Origin of the sequence: Nitratireductor sp. GCM10026969 (assembly GCF_042660605.1) — a bacterium.
Classification (GTDB): Bacteria; Pseudomonadota; Alphaproteobacteria; order Rhizobiales; family Rhizobiaceae; genus Chelativorans.
Window position 1 is genome coordinate 1 of record NZ_JBHSUM010000096.1, and the last position, 15,385, is coordinate 15,385.

The 15,385-nt window shown below is 63.8% G+C and carries 21 protein-coding genes; 8 read left to right on the forward strand and 13 right to left on the reverse strand.

What is annotated here, in order from left to right; all coding sequences use genetic code 11:
* Both ACFP9U_RS17220 and lgt read right to left on the reverse strand, forming a co-directional pair.
* The coding region (locus tag ACFP9U_RS17220; RefSeq protein WP_378623344.1) for an SAM-dependent methyltransferase at positions 1 to 295 on the reverse strand (295 nt) is incomplete at its 3' end.
* On the reverse strand, positions 292 to 1,146 hold the full coding sequence (gene lgt, locus ACFP9U_RS17225) for a prolipoprotein diacylglyceryl transferase (RefSeq protein WP_378623346.1): 855 nt from the start codon (positions 1,144 to 1,146) through the stop codon (positions 292 to 294). The genes ACFP9U_RS17220 and lgt, both read right to left, overlap by 4 nt.
* Before the next feature lie 154 nt (positions 1,147 to 1,300).
* On the opposite strand from lgt, the gene ACFP9U_RS17230 reads away from it, so the two are divergent.
* The 4 genes from ACFP9U_RS17230 (at position 1,301) to ACFP9U_RS17245 (ending at position 3,748) form a co-directional block, all read left to right on the forward strand.
* Positions 1,301 to 1,597, forward strand: coding sequence for an accessory factor UbiK family protein (locus ACFP9U_RS17230; RefSeq protein ID WP_378623348.1), 297 nt, complete (start codon positions 1,301 to 1,303; stop codon positions 1,595 to 1,597).
* A 326-nt stretch (positions 1,598 to 1,923) separates the two neighbouring features.
* A complete protein-coding gene (locus tag ACFP9U_RS17235; protein ID WP_322451839.1) occupies positions 1,924 to 2,424 on the forward strand; it encodes a YbjN domain-containing protein in 501 nt (166 codons plus the stop codon).
* Positions 2,425 to 2,434: 10 nt separating this feature from the next.
* A complete protein-coding gene (locus ACFP9U_RS17240; RefSeq protein WP_378623350.1) occupies positions 2,435 to 2,788 on the forward strand; it encodes a tRNA-binding protein in 354 nt (117 codons plus the stop codon).
* A 363-nt stretch (positions 2,789 to 3,151) separates the two neighbouring features.
* Positions 3,152 to 3,748, forward strand: coding sequence for an NADPH-dependent FMN reductase (locus tag ACFP9U_RS17245; protein WP_378623351.1), 597 nt, complete (start codon positions 3,152 to 3,154; stop codon positions 3,746 to 3,748).
* Positions 3,749 to 3,799: 51 nt separating this feature from the next.
* Here the strand turns inward: ACFP9U_RS17245 and ACFP9U_RS17250 are convergent, their stop codons facing one another.
* The 5 genes from ACFP9U_RS17250 to ACFP9U_RS17270 form a co-directional block, all read right to left on the reverse strand.
* The gene (locus ACFP9U_RS17250) at positions 3,800 to 5,212 is read right to left on the reverse strand and encodes an ATP-binding protein (RefSeq protein ID WP_378623353.1); all 1,413 of its coding nucleotides are present in this window, start codon (positions 5,210 to 5,212) and stop codon (positions 3,800 to 3,802) included.
* 316 nt (positions 5,213 to 5,528) lie between these two features.
* The gene (locus ACFP9U_RS17255) at positions 5,529 to 5,948 is read right to left on the reverse strand and encodes a carboxymuconolactone decarboxylase family protein (protein ID WP_378623354.1); all 420 of its coding nucleotides are present in this window, start codon (positions 5,946 to 5,948) and stop codon (positions 5,529 to 5,531) included.
* Positions 5,878 to 6,312 (reverse strand): MerR family transcriptional regulator, encoded by a 435-nt coding sequence (locus ACFP9U_RS17260; RefSeq protein ID WP_378623356.1) that lies wholly within the window; start codon positions 6,310 to 6,312, stop codon positions 5,878 to 5,880. Before ACFP9U_RS17260 ends, ACFP9U_RS17255 begins: the two co-directional genes overlap by 71 nt.
* Before the next feature lie 318 nt (positions 6,313 to 6,630).
* Positions 6,631 to 7,353, reverse strand: a complete 723-nt coding sequence (locus ACFP9U_RS17265) for a response regulator (protein ID WP_378623358.1) — start codon at positions 7,351 to 7,353, stop codon at positions 6,631 to 6,633.
* Entirely contained in the window at positions 7,350 to 7,877 is a 528-nt protein-coding gene (locus ACFP9U_RS17270; protein WP_378623359.1) for a MarR family winged helix-turn-helix transcriptional regulator, read from the reverse strand. The genes ACFP9U_RS17265 and ACFP9U_RS17270 overlap by 4 nt, the downstream gene beginning before the upstream one ends.
* A gap of 240 nt (positions 7,878 to 8,117) precedes the next feature.
* Between ACFP9U_RS17270 and ACFP9U_RS17275 the strand changes: the two genes are divergently transcribed.
* From ACFP9U_RS17275 to ACFP9U_RS17285, 3 genes are all read left to right on the forward strand, one after another.
* Positions 8,118 to 9,011 carry a branched-chain amino acid aminotransferase gene (locus ACFP9U_RS17275; RefSeq protein WP_378623361.1) on the forward strand — a complete coding sequence of 298 codons (894 nt, stop codon included), beginning with the start codon at positions 8,118 to 8,120 and terminating at the stop codon, positions 9,009 to 9,011.
* Positions 9,012 to 9,117: 106 nt separating this feature from the next.
* The gene (locus ACFP9U_RS17280; RefSeq protein WP_322451848.1) at positions 9,118 to 9,393 is read left to right on the forward strand and encodes a hypothetical protein; all 276 of its coding nucleotides are present in this window, start codon (positions 9,118 to 9,120) and stop codon (positions 9,391 to 9,393) included.
* Positions 9,394 to 9,486: 93 nt separating this feature from the next.
* Positions 9,487 to 10,143: an MBL fold metallo-hydrolase gene (locus tag ACFP9U_RS17285; RefSeq protein WP_378623363.1), complete on the forward strand. Its 657-nt coding sequence runs from the start codon at positions 9,487 to 9,489 to the stop codon at positions 10,141 to 10,143.
* Positions 10,144 to 10,205: 62 nt separating this feature from the next.
* On the opposite strand, the gene ACFP9U_RS17290 is transcribed toward ACFP9U_RS17285, so the two are convergent.
* The 5 genes from ACFP9U_RS17290 to nhaC all read right to left on the reverse strand — a co-directional run bounded on the left by ACFP9U_RS17290 (position 10,206) and on the right by nhaC (position 14,441).
* Positions 10,206 to 10,628 carry a BA14K family protein gene (locus ACFP9U_RS17290; RefSeq protein ID WP_322451850.1) on the reverse strand — a complete coding sequence of 141 codons (423 nt, stop codon included), beginning with the start codon at positions 10,626 to 10,628 and terminating at the stop codon, positions 10,206 to 10,208.
* A 232-nt stretch (positions 10,629 to 10,860) separates the two neighbouring features.
* Positions 10,861 to 11,073, reverse strand: a complete 213-nt coding sequence (locus ACFP9U_RS17295) for a cold-shock protein (RefSeq protein WP_378623365.1) — start codon at positions 11,071 to 11,073, stop codon at positions 10,861 to 10,863.
* A 274-nt stretch (positions 11,074 to 11,347) separates the two neighbouring features.
* On the reverse strand, positions 11,348 to 12,268 hold the full coding sequence (locus ACFP9U_RS17300; protein ID WP_378623366.1) for a cation diffusion facilitator family transporter: 921 nt from the start codon (positions 12,266 to 12,268) through the stop codon (positions 11,348 to 11,350).
* A gap of 135 nt (positions 12,269 to 12,403) precedes the next feature.
* Positions 12,404 to 12,616 (reverse strand): cold-shock protein, encoded by a 213-nt coding sequence (locus tag ACFP9U_RS17305; RefSeq protein WP_322451852.1) that lies wholly within the window; start codon positions 12,614 to 12,616, stop codon positions 12,404 to 12,406.
* Between the two features lie 307 nt (positions 12,617 to 12,923).
* The gene (gene nhaC / locus ACFP9U_RS17310) at positions 12,924 to 14,441 is read right to left on the reverse strand and encodes a Na+/H+ antiporter NhaC (RefSeq protein WP_378623368.1); all 1,518 of its coding nucleotides are present in this window, start codon (positions 14,439 to 14,441) and stop codon (positions 12,924 to 12,926) included.
* 151 nt (positions 14,442 to 14,592) lie between these two features.
* On the opposite strand from nhaC, the gene ACFP9U_RS17315 reads away from it, so the two are divergent.
* Positions 14,593 to 15,093, forward strand: a complete 501-nt coding sequence (locus ACFP9U_RS17315; protein ID WP_378623372.1) for an Lrp/AsnC ligand binding domain-containing protein — start codon at positions 14,593 to 14,595, stop codon at positions 15,091 to 15,093.
* A 29-nt stretch (positions 15,094 to 15,122) separates the two neighbouring features.
* Here ACFP9U_RS17315 and ACFP9U_RS17320 read toward each other — a convergent pair.
* Positions 15,123 to 15,385, reverse strand: a 263-nt coding sequence (locus ACFP9U_RS17320; protein WP_378623370.1) for a DUF2239 family protein, incomplete at its 5' end; no start/stop codon positions are given.

Here is a 15,385-nt window from a genome sequence, read left to right on the forward strand (position 1 = left end):
AGGTGCGCAGCATGTCCTGCATCAGCGTGCCGCGGCCCGGGCCGATCTCGGCGACGACGGCGCCCTCCGGTGCGCTGCAGGCCTGCCAGGCGCTGTAAAGCCAGACCGCGACCAGCTCGCCGAACATCTGGCTGACCTCCGGGGCGGTGGTGAAGTCGCCTGCACGCCCGAACGGCTCACGGGTGGTGTAGTAGCCGTCTTCGGGATCGAACAGGCAAAGCGCCATGTAATCGGCCACGCTCATCGGCCCGGCGGCTTCGATCAGGCGGCGTATCTTCCGGGCCAGCGGGGTCATGGCTCCCGGCGTGCTTCGGCGGGTTCTCTTGCCGTCGTCATCGCCCACAGCCCGGCAAGCACCATCGGCAGCGACAGCACCATGCCCATGGTCAGCCATCCCCCCGCCAGATAGCCGATATGCGCATCCGGCTCGCGGAAGAACTCGGCGAAAATGCGCGACAGGCCGTAACCGCAGATGAAGGCACCGCCGATGAAGCGCGGCGTCTTGAGGCGCAGGCGGCGGTGGGTGAGGAGGCGCAACACGAGAAAGAGGACGAGCCCTTCCAGCGCCGCCTCGTAGAGCTGGCTCGGGTGGCGCGGCAGCGGCCCGCCGTTCGGAAAGACGACGCCCCAGGGCATGTCGGTCGGCCGGCCCCACAGCTCCGAATTGATGAAATTGGCGATCCTTACCAGCCCTAGCCCCACCGGCGTGGCGGCGGCAATGGTGTCGAGCATGCTCCAGACGTTGATCCCGCGCGAGCGGGCAAACAGCACCATGGCAAGGATCGTGCCCAGCATGCCGCCGTGGAAGGACATGCCGCCCTGCCACAGGGCGAAGATGTCCAGCGGATTGGCGAGGTAGCGCGGCAGGTCGTAAAACAGGACGTAGCCCAGCCTGCCGCCGGCGACCACGCCGACGGCCGCCCAGACGACGAAGTCGTCGAGGTCCGTCGGCTTCATGGGAGGCGTATCGTGCGCCCACAGATGCCGGTTCGAGACGAGGCGCTTGGCATACCACCAGGCGAAGAGAATGCCGACGATGTAGCCGATCCCGTACCAGTGGACGGCGAAGGGCCCGATCTGGAAGATGACCGGATCGATCTGCGGAAAGGGCAGGGCGGCCAGCGGCAGGAGAAAATACTCGCTCAAACGTGCCTCCTGTTTCGGGCCGCCGGTATCCGGCGGCGGCGCAGGGTATGCGCGGGCAATGCGGCGCGGTCAAGCCTGGGGAACGTGCTCCGGGCGTGCTTGCATTCACGCTCGCGCGGCCCTACCTGATTCCGGATCAGGGAGAGGTATCGATATGACGAATGGCACGAATCGCATCCTCGACGAATTCGCCAAGGTGATGACCGACGCGGCAGGCGCTGCCCAGGGCGTCCGGCGCGAGTTCGAGACATTGTTCCGCTCCCAGGCCGAGCGCATGCTCCACTCCATGGACCTCGTCCAGCGCGAGGACTTCGAAGCGGTGCGCGACATGGCGGTCAAGGCACGGGAGGAGAATGCGGCGCTTCTTTCGCGCATCGAGGCGCTGGAAGCCAGGCTCGCAGGCGGTGAAAGCGCGAAAAAATCCACGTCGGGCACGCAATCCAAAAAATAATTCGCCGGAGCCGCAGCCTGTGTGCAAGCGTAAAAAATATTGGCGCGAGAGTCGGTTAGGCGGCGGCCGGATTCACGGCAGGGGGCAAACTATCCACATTGCCGGTTGACGGCCCGAAAAAAGGGCTGGTCACAGGTCCTGTCATCAATACACTGAATTTGCTGCATGATTCGAAACGGATCGTAGGCCGGGTTGGGGTGGGCCCGTTCATGTCTCTCGTCTCCTACACCCGCTCAGTTTGAACAGTATCGGGTCGCGTGTGCTTCAAACCGCATGTGCCAGACGGCGGGGCGCATCAGCGCTCCCACTAATGGGAAAGCAGATTTATGAGCCTTCTTGAACTCGACATGTCGCGTGATGCCCATCCGGTGGACGTCATCGAGCATGTCGCGCACAACAACGACTGGAGCTTCGAGCGCAACGGCGACGACGAGATCGCCATCTCTGTCGCCGGTACATGGACGGACTATCACGTCTCCTTTTCCTGGATGGAGGAGTTCGAGGCCCTGCATGTCGCCTGCGCGTTCGACCTGAAAGTGCCGGAAAAGCGCGCACTCGAAGTGATGCGGCTATTGTCGCTCATCAACGAGCAGATGCTGTTCGGGCATTTCGACCTGTGGGACCGCGAAAGCGTCATCATGTTCCGCCAGTCGCTCGTTCTGGCCGGCGGGGTGGAGCCGACGGGCCAGCAGGTCGAGGTGATGCTCAACAGTGCGCTGGAAGCCTGCGAATGCTATTATCAGGCGTTCCAATACGTTATCTGGTCGGGCACCAGCGCGCAGGAAGCGCTTAACAGCGTGCTGTTCGAGACCTTCGGCACCGCCTGAGGGGAGAATCATGAGTTCGGAAAAGGCGCCGGAGATCGCATTCGACGACTTTCTCAAGGTCGATATCCGCGTCGGCACGGTGGTCGAGGCCGAGCCCTATCCGGAGGCACGCAAGCCGGCGATCAAGCTCAGAATCGACTTCGGCGCCGAGATCGGGGTCAAGAGATCCTCGGCCCAGATCACCGAGCATTACACGCCGGAAAGCCTCGTCGGGCGGCAGGTCGTGGCGGTGGTGAATTTCCCCCCGCGCCAGATCGGCAAGTTCATATCGGAAGTCCTGACCCTGGGGTTTTCCGATGTAGCGGGCGCGGTGGTGCTGGCTGCCGTGGACAGACAAGTGCCCGACGGCAGCCGGCTGCATTGAGGTGAGTGGGCATTCACGCAGGGAGCTTCCTCCCTTGCGATTTTTACGGATTTAGCAAAGCCGGGCCCAAGTGACCGCTTTCTCCCCCGCCAAGGAGGAGGAAGCGTCGACATTATCGTTCTGCCAATCGCCAGCGGCGGTGGTTTGGCAAAGCCGCCTCCTTTGCAAGTTGCCAGAGGGCGCACGCGCTTCCCGCATCTGCGGCCGCTATACACAGGGTCACCCGAAGGTAACCTGGTGGGGAATTGGTGCCTTCTTGCACTCCCATCTAAGGTATCTATTTTCGCCTCGGTATAAAACATATACCGCTCAGACGGATCCTCCCAAGCCGTTCCGGAGTGGTATCAATTCCGAGGAGTTCCAATGCCGCTTAAGCTCAATATCATCATCGGCAGCACCCGCCCCGGTCGCGTCGGGCCCGTCATCGCCCGGTGGCTGGAGGAGTTTGCAACCAGTCACGGCGCGTTCGACGTCGAACTGGTCGATCTCGCGGATTTCAGCCTGCCCCTCCTGGACGAGGCGGCCCATCCGCTACAGCAGGAATACGAACACGCGCACACCCGCCGCTGGGCGAAGAGCGTGGCGTCCGCAGACGCCTTCGTCTTCGTCACGCCCGAATACGATTCTTTCCCGCCCGCGAGTCTCGTGAATGCGGTGCAGGCCCTTGTGCTCGAGTGGTCCTACAAGCCCGCTGGCATCCTGAGCTACGGCGGTGTCTCCGGCGGCCTTCGCTCCGCGCAGGAGTTGCGCCAACTGCTCGGCAACGTGAACGTCCATGCCCTTCCCCAGGTGGTGCCGGTTCCCTTCTTCCCGCAGTTCATCGGCGACGAGGGTGGTTTCCATCCCAACGAACAGATGCTCGACGGCGCGCGGGGAATGCTCGACGAGTTGTACAAGTGGGCCACGGCCCTGACGACGATCCGCCAGGACGGGGAAAGCGAGCGGGAAGAGGCCGCCTGAGGTAGCACCATTTGTTCCTTGCGGCCCGGCCGAACCATCGGCCGGGCCTTTTCAGGCCGGCACCCTGATGATCACCCGAAGTCCCCCCAGCGGGCTGTCGTCGAGGATGACGTCGCCGCCGTGGGTGCGGGCGATGTCGCGGGCGATGGAAAGCCCGAGCCCGGTGCCGCTTTCGTCCTGGTTGCGCGCCGTGTCGAGCCTGACGAACGGCTTGAAGACGTCCTCGCGCTTCTCGGGCGGGATGCCCGGCCCATCGTCGTCGACGGTGATCACCAGCATGCCCCCGCCGTGCCTGGCTTCCACCGCCGTGGACGGAGCATAGCGGAACGCGTTGCCGATCACGTTGGTCAGAAGCCGGGTGAAAGCATTGGGGCGCACCAGCACCTCGCGCTCGCCCGAAAGCGCGGTCTTGAGATGGGCGCCCCGCAGCTTCGCCTCCTCTTCCATCTTCTCGAGAAAGGCCGCCAGATCGAACTTGCCGGGATCCTCGGAGGCCTCGTTGCGGGCGAAAGCCAGATAGCCTTCGAGCATGGAGCGCATATCCTCGATGTCCTGGTCCAGCGCCTTGATGTCCGCCTTGCTCGAGGCGATGGCGAGTTGCAGCTTGAAGCGTGTCAGGATCGTGCGCAGGTCGTGGGAGACCCCCGTCAGCATGGCCGTGCGCTGCTCCATCTGGCGCTCGATGCGCTCGCGCATCTGCAGGAAGGCCGTGCCGGCGCGGCGCACCTCCTCTGCACCGCGCGGGCGGAAGTCGCTCGGCGTGGGCCGTCCCTTGCCAAAGCTTTCGGCCGCCTCGGCCAGTTGCGAGATCGGGCGGATCTGGTTGCGCAGGAAGGCGACGGCGATGGTCAGGAGCACGAGAGAGGTTCCCACCATCCACAACAGGAAGATGTGCGTGTTGGAGGCGTACGCCTGGCTGCGCCGGGCGAAGATGCGCAGCACCTTGTCGTCGAGCTGGATGCGAATCTCGATGATGTTGGAGTTGCCCACGGTGTCGAGCCAGAAGGGCCGGCCGATCTGCTGCGTGATCTCCTCGCCGAGCGTCCGGTCGAGAATGGAGAAGAAGGGTTTCGGCGCGGGCGGCGGCAGGGGCTCGGACGGCTCGATGCTGATCTGCAGCGCCAGCCGCTCCTGGGCGATGCGAATGATCTCGGCGTAGTCGTTCTCCTGCGGGTACGTCTCGATGATGTCGATGACGGCAGCGATGTCGCGGGTGACGGCCTGCGAGAGCCGTTGCGTCACCGTTTGCCAGTGCCGCTCCATGAAGACGAAAGCGATCACCGACTGCAAAAGGATCATGGGCGCGATGACGATGATGAGCGAGCGTGCGTAAAGCCGCTTGGGCATAAAGCGCGACACCACGCGCCAGAAGCGCCGCCAGACCCGGCGTGCGGCATGAACGGTGCGGACCGCGCGCGCCGGCAGGTCGTCTCTTTCCGTCCAAGACAGGTCGTATTTCGCCATCTCGCCTTCCGTGCGCCGGGTCGAAGCCGCCGCTCCGCCCGTAAAGCCCGGGCATCCGCCGCCGCGCATTACCCGTCTCGGCAGCCGGCGTAAAGCGCCAACCCAAGGGTCCGCCAGTCTAGCGGCGTTTCCCGGCCGGGTCACGGATGGCGAGGGTAATGCGTGGGCGAAATGGAGAATGGAAGCTCAACTCGAAAGCGCGGATAGCCGTTTTGTGCCGACCCCGATCATTCAAGAACGCTTGCTTCGGACTTGAAGCGGCTGCAGCCGGAGCATTTTGCTTCAGGTGCCCGCTGCAGCCGTCGAGGTGTTTTCATCATGCGGTCGCGTTGGCGCTGTTTCCCTCGCCCGCCGCGAAGACCCGCTTGGCGGCAAACAGGCCGTTGAGTGCGGCTGGAAATCCTGCATAGACCGACATTTGCATCAGGATCTCCACGATCTCTTCGCGGCTGAGACCGCAATTCAACCCCGCTTGGATATGCACTTCGAGCTGTGGCGCGGCGTTGCCCATCGCTGCGAGCGCGGCAATGGTTGCGATCTCACGATCGCGCAGGGTAAGGCCGGGCCGGCAGTAGATATCGCCGAACGGGAATTCGAAGAGATAGGTGGCAAAGTCGGGGGCTATGCCGTCCAGCGCTTCAATCACGTTCCGGCCGGCCGCGCCGTCAATAGCGTCCAGTGCTCGCCGCCCGCGCTCCAGGCGGCTTTCGTCTGCGTCGGGAAAGGTCTGCGTCATAGTCTTCGATCCTCTTTTCCTCTTCGGCATAGCCGCCGATCTTGGTGTCGAGGACGAGAAGACAGGCTTGAAGCTCGGCAATGTGAGCCCGCACCTTCTCGCGATGCGCTTCCAGAAGCGCGCGGCGGTCCGGTCCGGTTTCCGGCCCTTCTTCGCGCAATGCCGCGTAGCGCAGCATCTCGCGAAGCGGCATGCCGGTGGTCTTCAGCCGGCCGAGAAACTCGATCCAGATCAGGATCGAGGCGTCGTAGTCGCGCTGACCGGAACGATTGCGATCTGCACGGGGAAGCAGGCCAATCCGCTCGTAATACCTGAGCGTATGGGCCGACAAACCGCTGCGTTTCGCGAGTTCTCCGATCTTCATGTCACCTGCTTCTCATCACGACGCAGGGGAAGCTACGGGTTAGAGGGCACTCTAAGTCAAGGGCGTTCTTGCGAGCCTTGCTGAGTGGTGCATCTCAAGCAAAAACCGCGCTACGCAGGCACGCCTAGGCAACCAGCCCCCACGGTGGGCCGATTTGATCTTCCGCAAACGGCGGGGCTGGGCTCAATCGGGCTGTTCTTCGTGCCGGATCCAATGACGGCAAGGGGGACCCGCTGCATAACCGACGATCCCACAGGGTTCCCTGCCGTGCCGTCTCAGGACCGATCCTGTCCGTTTCTGGAGGCCACGGACGGTGGCCTACTCCACGCTCAGCCGATATCCCACACCGCGCACGGTCTGCAGCCAGACGGGGTTGGACGGGTCGCGTTCGATCTTGCGGCGCAGTCGGTTGATTTGCACGTCGATGGTGCGCTCGCCCACCTCGGAGTCCTCGCCGACGAGTTCGTGGCGGGGGATCGTCTCGCCGGCGCGCTCGGCGAAGATCGCCATGATCTCGCGCTCGCGATCGGTGAGCTTCAGCGGCTGGCCGGCGCATTTCAGTTCGCGGCGGGTAATCTGGAAGGTGTAGGGGCCGAAGACCACCTGCTCCAGCTTCGGCGGGGACTGCGGGCCGCCGCGGCGCAGGATGTTGTTGACGCGAAGCACCAGCTCGCGCGGGTCGAAGGGCTTGGCGAGGTAGTCGTCCGCGCCGGCTTCCAGCCCGGCAACCCGGCTGTCAGTCTCCGAGAGCGCGGTCAGCATGAGAATGGGGACGCTGTTTGCGCCGCGCAGGTGCTGGGTCAGCGCGACGCCGTCCTCACCAGGCATCATGACGTCGAGGACGATGAGATCGAAGTCGAGACCGTTGAGCTTGCGGCGCGCCTCGGCCGCGTTGCCGGCAACCGTGACGCGAAACCCGTTCTCGCTCAGAAAGCGATGCAGGAGCGTGCGTATGCGCGTATCGTCGTCGACCACGAGAAGGTGCGGGGCATCGTCGGGCGGCGCGCCGGCGCCGTTTTCCAAAAGATCGCCTTCGATCATTCTTCTTCCCCTTGCTCGCGGGTCGCTTTCGAGGACCGCCTGTCGAGCTGCGTCCTGAGCTCGGGATTCACCATCGCTCGCAGGAACCGCTCGAGCGCGGCTCGATCTTCGATGCCCGCTTCATCAAGTGCCGCATGGATGCGGCGGGACTGTGGCAAGGCCAGCGCCAGAGCCAGCGCGCGGCCCTTCTTGGTCGGGTAGAGCTCGCGCTGGCGCCGGTCGCGCGGACCCTGCACCTGCACGATGTGGCCGGTGTCGACGAGTTGCTTGAGTACGCGCGCCAGGCTCTGCTTGGTGATACGCAGCACCTCCAGGAGTTCCGCCACCGTCAGTCCCGGACGGCGGTTGACGAAGTGCAGCACGCGGTGGTGGGCCCGTCCGAAACCGTAGCTGGCGAGGATCGCGTCGGGATCGGAGGTAAAGTCCCGGTAAGCGAAAAAGAGCAGCTCGATGAGCGTGAAGTCGACCTCGTCGTCCACCTCGGTTTCCTGACGCGGCTCGCTGGGCTGGATTGGGCTCGTCATCGTCGCTTTCCCGGTGGATTAAATTTATGTCAGCTATGTTGACATAATTAGCCCGGATTGATAATTTTTGCCAAGCTTTTCGGCACATGGCGAACAAAAAAGACGTGCCGGGGCCGGTTTTCCGGAACTTCCTGTAAAAGGCGTTTGCTTCGGCTTGGGATGTTTCGGCATAATCGAATTTTGGTCCGCTTTGCCCTGACGCTGTGAGGATCGGGGCGCATGTCCTCAGGAGAGGGTATTATGGCATCTGTTCCTTTCGACCAGCTTGACGGCTATATCTGGTTCAATGGCGAATTCGTCAAATGGGCGGATGCGAAGATCCACGTACTCACGCATGGGCTGCACTATGCCAGTGCGGTGTTCGAGGGCGAGCGGGCCTATGGCGGCCGGATCTTCAAGCTGACGGCGCATACCGAGCGGTTGCACGAGTCGGCGCGCATTCTGGGTTTTACCATTCCCTGGTCGGTGCAGGCGATCGATGAAGCCTGCCGCCAGCTTCTCGCCAAGCAGGGGCTGCAGGACGCCTATGTGCGCCCGATCGCCTGGCGCGGCAGCGAGATGATGGGTGTTTCGGCGCAGAACAACCGCATCAATCTCGCCATCGCCATCTGGGAATGGCCGAGCTATTTCGATCCGCAGCAGCGGCTGAAGGGCATCCGCCTGGACATGGCCGAATACCGCCGGCCGGATCCGCGCACCGCGCCTTCGAAGTCGAAGGCGGCCGGTCTCTACATGATCTGCACGCTCTCCAAGCATGCGGCCGAGGCGAAGGGCTATTCCGACGCCCTGATGCTCGACTGGCGCGGCCGGGTGGCCGAGGCCACGGGCGCCAATGTCTTCTTCGTCAAGGACGGCGTCCTGCATACGCCGACGCCAGACTGCTTTCTCGACGGGATCACGCGCCGCACCGTCGTCGATCTGGCCCGCCGGCGCGGCATCGAGGTGATCGAGCGCGCCATCCAGCCGGAGGAAATGGCTGATTTCGAGCAGTGTTTCCTGAGCGGCACCGCCGCGGAGGTCACCCCGGTTTCCGAGATCGGCCCCTACAATTTCCAGGTCGGCGAGATCACGCGCCTGCTGATGAACGACTACGCGGACGAGGTGCGGCCCGGCCAGCGTATGGCCGCGGAGTAGCAACCGCTCCAGCGCCGCTCCGCAACCTCCGGTTTGACTCTCAGCCGATTCGGCCCTCTCATGCGGGGGCCGGCGATTGGCGTCGGCGCTACTTGGAGGGATTGATATGGAAGCGCTTCTTCCAATCATCGTTCAGGCCGTGGCCGGCATCATCGGTGGAGAGGCCGTCGGTGCCGCGTTCAAGAAGGCGGCCATGGGGCAGGTTGCCCGGATCATCAGCGGTGCGGTCGGCGGTATCGGCGGCGGCGCGCTGCTTGCCGGCGTCGGTGGTGACGCCGGGATGCTGAGCGGCCTTCTCGGCGATGCCGTCGGTGGCCTCGTCGGGGGCGGCGTGCTGTCCGGCGTGGTCGGCGCGGTGATGGGAACCACCAAGAAAAGCTGACGTTTGGGGACAAGTGCGAACGGGCGGCCGGGCCGCCCGTTCCGTTTGCGCCACCTTCTACACGGCGCGCAGCAAGAGGGAAAAGAGGCAGGTATGGGCACACTCAGGGCCGGCATCGTGACGGTGACACCGTTTCAGGAGAACTGCGCCATCCTCTTCGACGAGGAGGACAAGTGCGGCGTGGTGGTCGATCCCGGCGGCGAGGCCGACCGTATCCTCGAGGCGATCGACAAGGCGGGTGCGCGGATCGAAGCCATCTGGCTCACCCACGGCCATATCGATCATGTGGGCGCGGCGATGGAGTTGAAGGGCGCGCTCGGGGTCGACCTCGTCGGACCTCACGAGGCCGACCGCATGCTGTTGCAGAACCTCGAGGCCCAGGCGCGCATGTTTCAGCTTGCCGCGCCCCTGCGGGCGGTCACGCCCGACCGCTTCCTCGTCGAAGGCGAAACCGTCTCCTTCGGCGATCACGTCTTCCAGGTGCTGCACTGTCCCGGCCATGCACCCGGTCACGTCGTCTTCTACAACGACAACGCCAAGTTCGCGCATGTGGGCGATGTTCTGTTCAATGGCTCGGTCGGCCGCACGGACCTGCCGGGCGGCGATCACACCACCCTGATCCGCTCGATCAAGGACAAGCTACTGCCGTTGGGCGACGACGTCGGTTTCCTGTGCGGACACGGCCCCGGCGGCCGCTTCGGCGACGAACGGCGCAATAACCCGTTTTTGACAGGGCCGGTAGGCGAATAGGGATGAAGGAGTAGGGCAGTACGCTGTCGCTGCTCCCCCAGTGCCCTACGGCCTTCCTCTCTTCACCTGATCACGCAGAAATGCCGCTGGCCGTCATAACCCATGAAGGTGCCGGAGCTCGGATCGAAGCTGCGGTAGCGGGCGTCGCAGGCGCGGTACCATTCGCGGCTCCAGGGTTCGGGCGCGTAGTGATAGGTCGCCCTACCGCGATAGACCGGAGCGGGACGATAATACTCGCGATAGACCGGGGCGGGGCGGTAATAGCGTCGCGGCGGATCGATGTAGACCCTGTCGTTGTAGTAGCGCGGCTGTGACAGCGCACCGCCGACGATCGCGCCGATTGCCAGGCCGGCAATACCTGCCGCCAGGGCATTGTCGTTGTCGCGGTGATGCCGCCGCCAATGGTCCGCATGAGCGGGGATGGTCGAGATGGTCGTCGCCGCCACCGCAAGTCCGAGAATGGCACCTTTGAGAAACCGTCTCATCGTTCTGTCTCCATGTAACGCGCGCTGTCCGCTCGCGCGGTAATGCCGGGACGCTACGACCCCGTAGCTGAACGGTTTCTGAATGGTAAACGCGGCAATCTGGGGGCAAAGCCCGCCGGCCGGTTCGAAAAGAACGGCCTTCCCGCCTTCTGCATGGGCGGTAACGAGAAATGCCGGCCCGCAGGCCGGCACGGTATCGAACGTTGGTAGCTTGCGGCCGGATCCGGCGTGCTTAGTCGATGGCCAGATTGACGGCCTTGGGACCCTTGCCACGCTTGTCCGGCTCTGTGTCGAAGGTCACCTTCTGGCCGTCCTCGAGGCCCGGCAAGCCGGAAGCCTGCACGGCCGAAATATGCACGAACACGTCCTTCTGGCCGTCATCCGGCGTGATGAAACCGAAGCCTTTGGCATGGTTGAAGAATTTAACGATACCGCTCTGCGACATGGGAAGAGTCCTTTCTCCCTTCGATCATCGTAGTTGGACCACAGTCGGATCTTGGCCATGGTCCGGGTGTATCGGTCCTTTACTGGGGGAGAAGAAACAGTCAGCTTCGCGCGCAATCCTGCGGATTTTGCTCTGCGCGACTTCCCGGGTGCCTTTGTCGTGTCGTATGCCGGGGCATGCTATTCCAGTCTCCGGGCCGGCAAATGCCCGAACAGGACAAAGTGTCCCTTATTTTCAAAGAACGGGCAAGCGAAAGTTTTGTGTCGAAAGCCGGCTACTCATTCCGGATCAGTTTCCCGTCATGTCCGGTCCGGCCCGCCAGTTCCACCTCGATGGTCGCGTGGGCGATGTTGTGCCGCTCGTGGAGGATCGCCTTCAAATGCTCCTTCGTGCGTGTCACCACGCCTAGGTCGCGCTCGCTGAAGGCGAGATGGACCTCGATCGCCGTCTGCCCCGGTGTCGCCTCCCAGACATGGAGGTGATGCACCTGCGCCACGCCGGGCGCCGCCTGCAGTTCGCGCAAGAGCGCGGCGTAGTCGAAATCCTTCGGCGCGCTCTCCATCAAAACGGCGATCGCCTTGCGGATCTCACGTGAGCCGTGGAAGAAAATGTAGCCGGAAATCAGCGCCGTGACGGCCGGGTCCACCCAATGCGCCGCAGGCCCCCAGGCCATGATGGCGAGCGCGCCGCCGATGACACCAAGGGTGGCGAGCGCATCGGCGACCATGTGAAGGAAGGTGCTGCGTACGTTGAGGCTGCCGGTCTCGGTGCGCAGCACCCAGGCTGCCGCGGCATCCTCCACAAGAGCGATCACGCCGACGGCGAGCATCACCCCGCCGGCCACCGCACCCGGATCGAAAAGCCGGTGCGCGGCTTCGTAGAGGAGATAAAGGCCGATGACGATGAGGACGGTCAGGTTGATGAGCGCGCCGACGGTCTCGGCGCGGGCATAGCCGAAGGTGCGCAGGCGATCGGCTCGGCGCAGCGAGATGCGCCAGGCGATATAGGAGACGAGCACCGAACCGGCATCGGACAGGTTGTGGGCCGCGTCCGCCATGAGCGCGAGCGAGCCGGAAACCAGCCCGCCGACGAACTCGGCAAGGGTGATGGCGAGATTGAGCGCAAGTGCGATGAGGAGGCGCCGGCCGCGGTCGGAACTGGACCTGTCCGTGGCGTTTGAACGCGAATGGCTCATCCTGCCCTCCGCCGGCGCAACGTTCCTCGGCGCGAGGGGTTCCCGCCGGTGCAGGAGGCCCGGCGGCAAAGAAAATCCGAGGCGATCGCCCGCCGCGCCCGGTCTCTTCCGATCGCCGCCTGTGCGGCGCGGGGCTTACGCCGCCGAGAGGTTCACCGCCTTCGGGCCCTTGCCCATGCGGTCGGGCTCAACGTCGAAGGAAACCTTCTGACCGTCGACGAGCGAGCGCATGCCCGACGCCTCGACTGCGGAGATGTGAACGAAAACGTCCTTTGCGCCATCGTCCGGCGTGATGAAGCCGAAGCCTTTGGTGGCGTTGAAGAACTTTACGGTGCCGGTCTGGGCCATGGGAAACTCCTTTTCCCGTTGGTTAGGTGCGTCTGCGCAACGCGCACAGTTTCGCGGTCGTCGAGAGCTTACGATTTCGGGGAAAGGGGTCGTCCAAAAACACGTCCAGTCTCCGGGTCTGCAACCACCCGAGCGCCCGCAAGCATTGACACGAAACGATGACGAAAGCAAGACACCGCGCCGGCCGAAAAGGGCGCCTCCCGTTTCCAAGCGGGCTCGCACGGGCGCGGCGGAGATCCTTGTGCCCATCATACAAAAGAAGCCCCTGCCGGTGGGCAGGGGCTTGCGATGGAATATGGGCGTCCCCTCAGGTCGTCGCGACGGGGCTCGGGTTTTCCTCTTCCTCCTCCTGCCAGCCCTGGTCCGTCAGATCGGCAACCGCCTCGCCGCTCTCCTTCCAGCCTTCAATCTCGGCTGCGCTGGCGCGCGGGGAGAAGAGTCCGGTAAAGGCATAGATGATGCCCAGAACCGGAGACAGCCAGCACGCGAAGGCAAGCGGGATGTAGAGCAGGTTTTCCAGATTTCCGCTGGAGACTCCGAGCGCCAGCGCGCTGATGACGAACGCACCGCCGGCGTTCCACGGAACGAGCGGGGAGATCAGCGTTCCCCCTTCTTCGACCGCGCGCGACAGGTTGAGGGTGGAGTATCCCATGCCGCGGTAGACCGGCGCATACATGCGGCCGGGCAGGGCGATCGAAAGATAGGGGTCGCCGGCCACCAGATTGGTCGCCATGGAGGTGCCGATCGCCGCGGTCTGAATGCCGGCGAAGCTGCGGATCTTGGTCATGATGACCTTGATGATGGTTTCCAGGCAGCCCGTTCGCTCCAGCGCGCCGCCGAAGCCGAGTGCGATGAGCACCAGCGAGATCGTCCACATCATCGACTGGATGCCGCCGCGGTTGAGGAGGGAGTCCATTGCCTCGACGCCGGTTTCGATGGAATAGCCGCTGTTGGCATAGGTGAAGATGGCGTGCAGTCCCTCGCCCTGGGCGAGCATGGCGGTAATGCCGCCGGCCACCGCGCCGGCGAAGAGGGAAGGAATGGGTGGCATTCGCTTCACCGCAAGGACAATCACCAGAAGCGCGGGCAGGAGCAGCCACGGCGAGATAAGGAAGTTTTGCTGGAGCGAGGCGGTGATGGCGTTGATCCGCTCGAATGAGACATCGCCGCCCTCGATGACGGCGAAGCCCGCGAAGAGGTAGATCGCAAAGGCGATCAGCATGGCCGGGACCGTCGTCGGCATCATGTTCTTGATGTGCGAGAACACGTCCGTGCCCGTCACCGCCGGGGCGAGATTGGTGGTATCGGAGAGCGGCGAGACCTTGTCGCCGAAGAAGGCACCCGAAACCACTGCACCGGCGGTCCAGTACATGGGAATGTCGAAGCCGGCGCCGATACCCATCAGGGCCAGCCCGACCGTGCCGACGGTGCCCCAGGAGGTGCCGAGCGACAGGGAGACGATCGCGCACAGGATCATGGCCGCGGCCAGGAAGATCTGCGGCGAAAGGATCGTCAGCCCGTAATAGATCAGCGTCGGCACGGTGCCGCTGGCGATCCACACGCCGATGATCATGCCGACGGTGATCAGCACCGAGACGGAGGGCAGCGACACGTGAATGACGTGAAAGACTCCCTTCTCGATGTCATTCCAGGTGAAGCCCAGCTTCATGCCGACAAGGCCGGTGATCGCCAGACCGATCGCCAGGGGGACGTGGGGCGTGAAATCGCCGAAGTAGAAAAGCTGCACCCCCAGGACGACGAGGGTGAGGAGCACAGGGGTGAGGGCCAGTGGAAGCCCGGGCAGGGCCCTGTCGGTTGAAGACATCGAACTCTCCCATTTTTTCTGATCGCGTGGAAAGAAAAATGCCGCATAACAGTTTTGAAGCTTTTTCTTTCTCCTGGAGAATAGCAGGTGAATAGTAGTTTATGGCCCCAAATTCGCCTATAAAACAGGCAATTTTCCTATAAAACCTGACATTTTGGGGAACATCGACATGTCTGCAAGCAGCCTGGATCTCACGGATTTGCGCATCCTCGAAGAAGTTCAGAAGGAGGGAAGGATATCGGTGGTCGAGCTTTCGCGCCGCGTCAGCCTGACGAAGACGCCCTGCGCGGAACGGCTGCGCCGGCTCGAGCGCTCCGGGGTGATATCCGGCTATTTCGCCCGGCTCGATCCGGTCGTCATGGAGGCGGCCCACATCGTCATGGTTCAGGTGCAGCTCAGGGGCACGACGGCCGACGATCTGGACGCCTTCAACCGGGCCGTCGCCCGCGTGCCGGAGATCCAGTCCTGTCACATGATCGCCGGCGGCTACGACTATCTTCTGAAGGTCAGGACACGGAACATCGAGGCCTACCGCAAGGTGCTCGGAGACGTGATCTCGAGACTGCCCGGCGTGCAGCAGACCCAGACCTACGTGGTTATGGAAACGGTCAAGGACGAGGTCACCTTGCCCGTTCCCCGTTCCAGGCCGTAAGCGCGGCCCCGTGTGGCCCGGACAGTCGCTCAGTCGCTTTCGAAAGCGGGTGCGGCAAGCCGTTCCAGATAGGCCTTCGGGTCGGCCGGCCATGAGGCGATCAGCGCCTGAAACCGCGCCCGGTCGCCGACGTAGAGGGCCCGTGCGGCTTCTTCATAGCCCGGCTGGTCGCCGAGCATGGCCATCATGAAGCGATCCGCTGCCGCCTGCGCCTGCCGCTTCCTCTCGCCTGTGGTGTCCGCCTTGCGCGCCGCGTCCACCAGCCTGCGCAGCGCGGCCGAGGCACCGCCCG

Excerpts from the sequence above, each read along its gene's own strand:
- ACFP9U_RS17290 (WP_322451850.1), bottom strand. The coding sequence starts at position 10,628 with ATGAGACGGTTTCTCAAAGGTGCCATTCTCGGACTTGCGGTGGCGGCG.
- ACFP9U_RS17245 (WP_378623351.1), top strand. The coding sequence starts at position 3,152 with ATGCCGCTTAAGCTCAATATCATCATCGGCAGCACCCGCCCCGGTCGC.
- ACFP9U_RS17305 (WP_322451852.1), bottom strand. The coding sequence starts at position 12,616 with ATGGCCCAGACCGGCACCGTAAAGTTCTTCAACGCCACCAAAGGCTTC.
- ACFP9U_RS17240 (WP_378623350.1), top strand. The coding sequence starts at position 2,435 with ATGAGTTCGGAAAAGGCGCCGGAGATCGCATTCGACGACTTTCTCAAG.
- ACFP9U_RS17265 (WP_378623358.1), bottom strand. The coding sequence starts at position 7,353 with ATGATCGAAGGCGATCTTTTGGAAAACGGCGCCGGCGCGCCGCCCGAC.
- ACFP9U_RS17275 (WP_378623361.1), top strand. The coding sequence starts at position 8,118 with ATGGCATCTGTTCCTTTCGACCAGCTTGACGGCTATATCTGGTTCAAT.
- ACFP9U_RS17270 (WP_378623359.1), bottom strand. The coding sequence starts at position 7,877 with ATGACGAGCCCAATCCAGCCCAGCGAGCCGCGTCAGGAAACCGAGGTG.
- nhaC (WP_378623368.1), bottom strand. The coding sequence starts at position 14,441 with ATGTCTTCAACCGACAGGGCCCTGCCCGGGCTTCCACTGGCCCTCACC.
- ACFP9U_RS17300 (WP_378623366.1), bottom strand. The coding sequence starts at position 12,268 with ATGAGCCATTCGCGTTCAAACGCCACGGACAGGTCCAGTTCCGACCGC.
- ACFP9U_RS17235 (WP_322451839.1), top strand. The coding sequence starts at position 1,924 with ATGAGCCTTCTTGAACTCGACATGTCGCGTGATGCCCATCCGGTGGAC.
- ACFP9U_RS17285 (WP_378623363.1), top strand. The coding sequence starts at position 9,487 with ATGGGCACACTCAGGGCCGGCATCGTGACGGTGACACCGTTTCAGGAG.
- ACFP9U_RS17260 (WP_378623356.1), bottom strand. The coding sequence starts at position 6,312 with ATGAAGATCGGAGAACTCGCGAAACGCAGCGGTTTGTCGGCCCATACG.
- ACFP9U_RS17255 (WP_378623354.1), bottom strand. The coding sequence starts at position 5,948 with ATGACGCAGACCTTTCCCGACGCAGACGAAAGCCGCCTGGAGCGCGGG.
- ACFP9U_RS17250 (WP_378623353.1), bottom strand. The coding sequence starts at position 5,212 with ATGGCGAAATACGACCTGTCTTGGACGGAAAGAGACGACCTGCCGGCG.
- ACFP9U_RS17295 (WP_378623365.1), bottom strand. The coding sequence starts at position 11,073 with ATGTCGCAGAGCGGTATCGTTAAATTCTTCAACCATGCCAAAGGCTTC.
- ACFP9U_RS17230 (WP_378623348.1), top strand. The coding sequence starts at position 1,301 with ATGACGAATGGCACGAATCGCATCCTCGACGAATTCGCCAAGGTGATG.
- ACFP9U_RS17280 (WP_322451848.1), top strand. The coding sequence starts at position 9,118 with ATGGAAGCGCTTCTTCCAATCATCGTTCAGGCCGTGGCCGGCATCATC.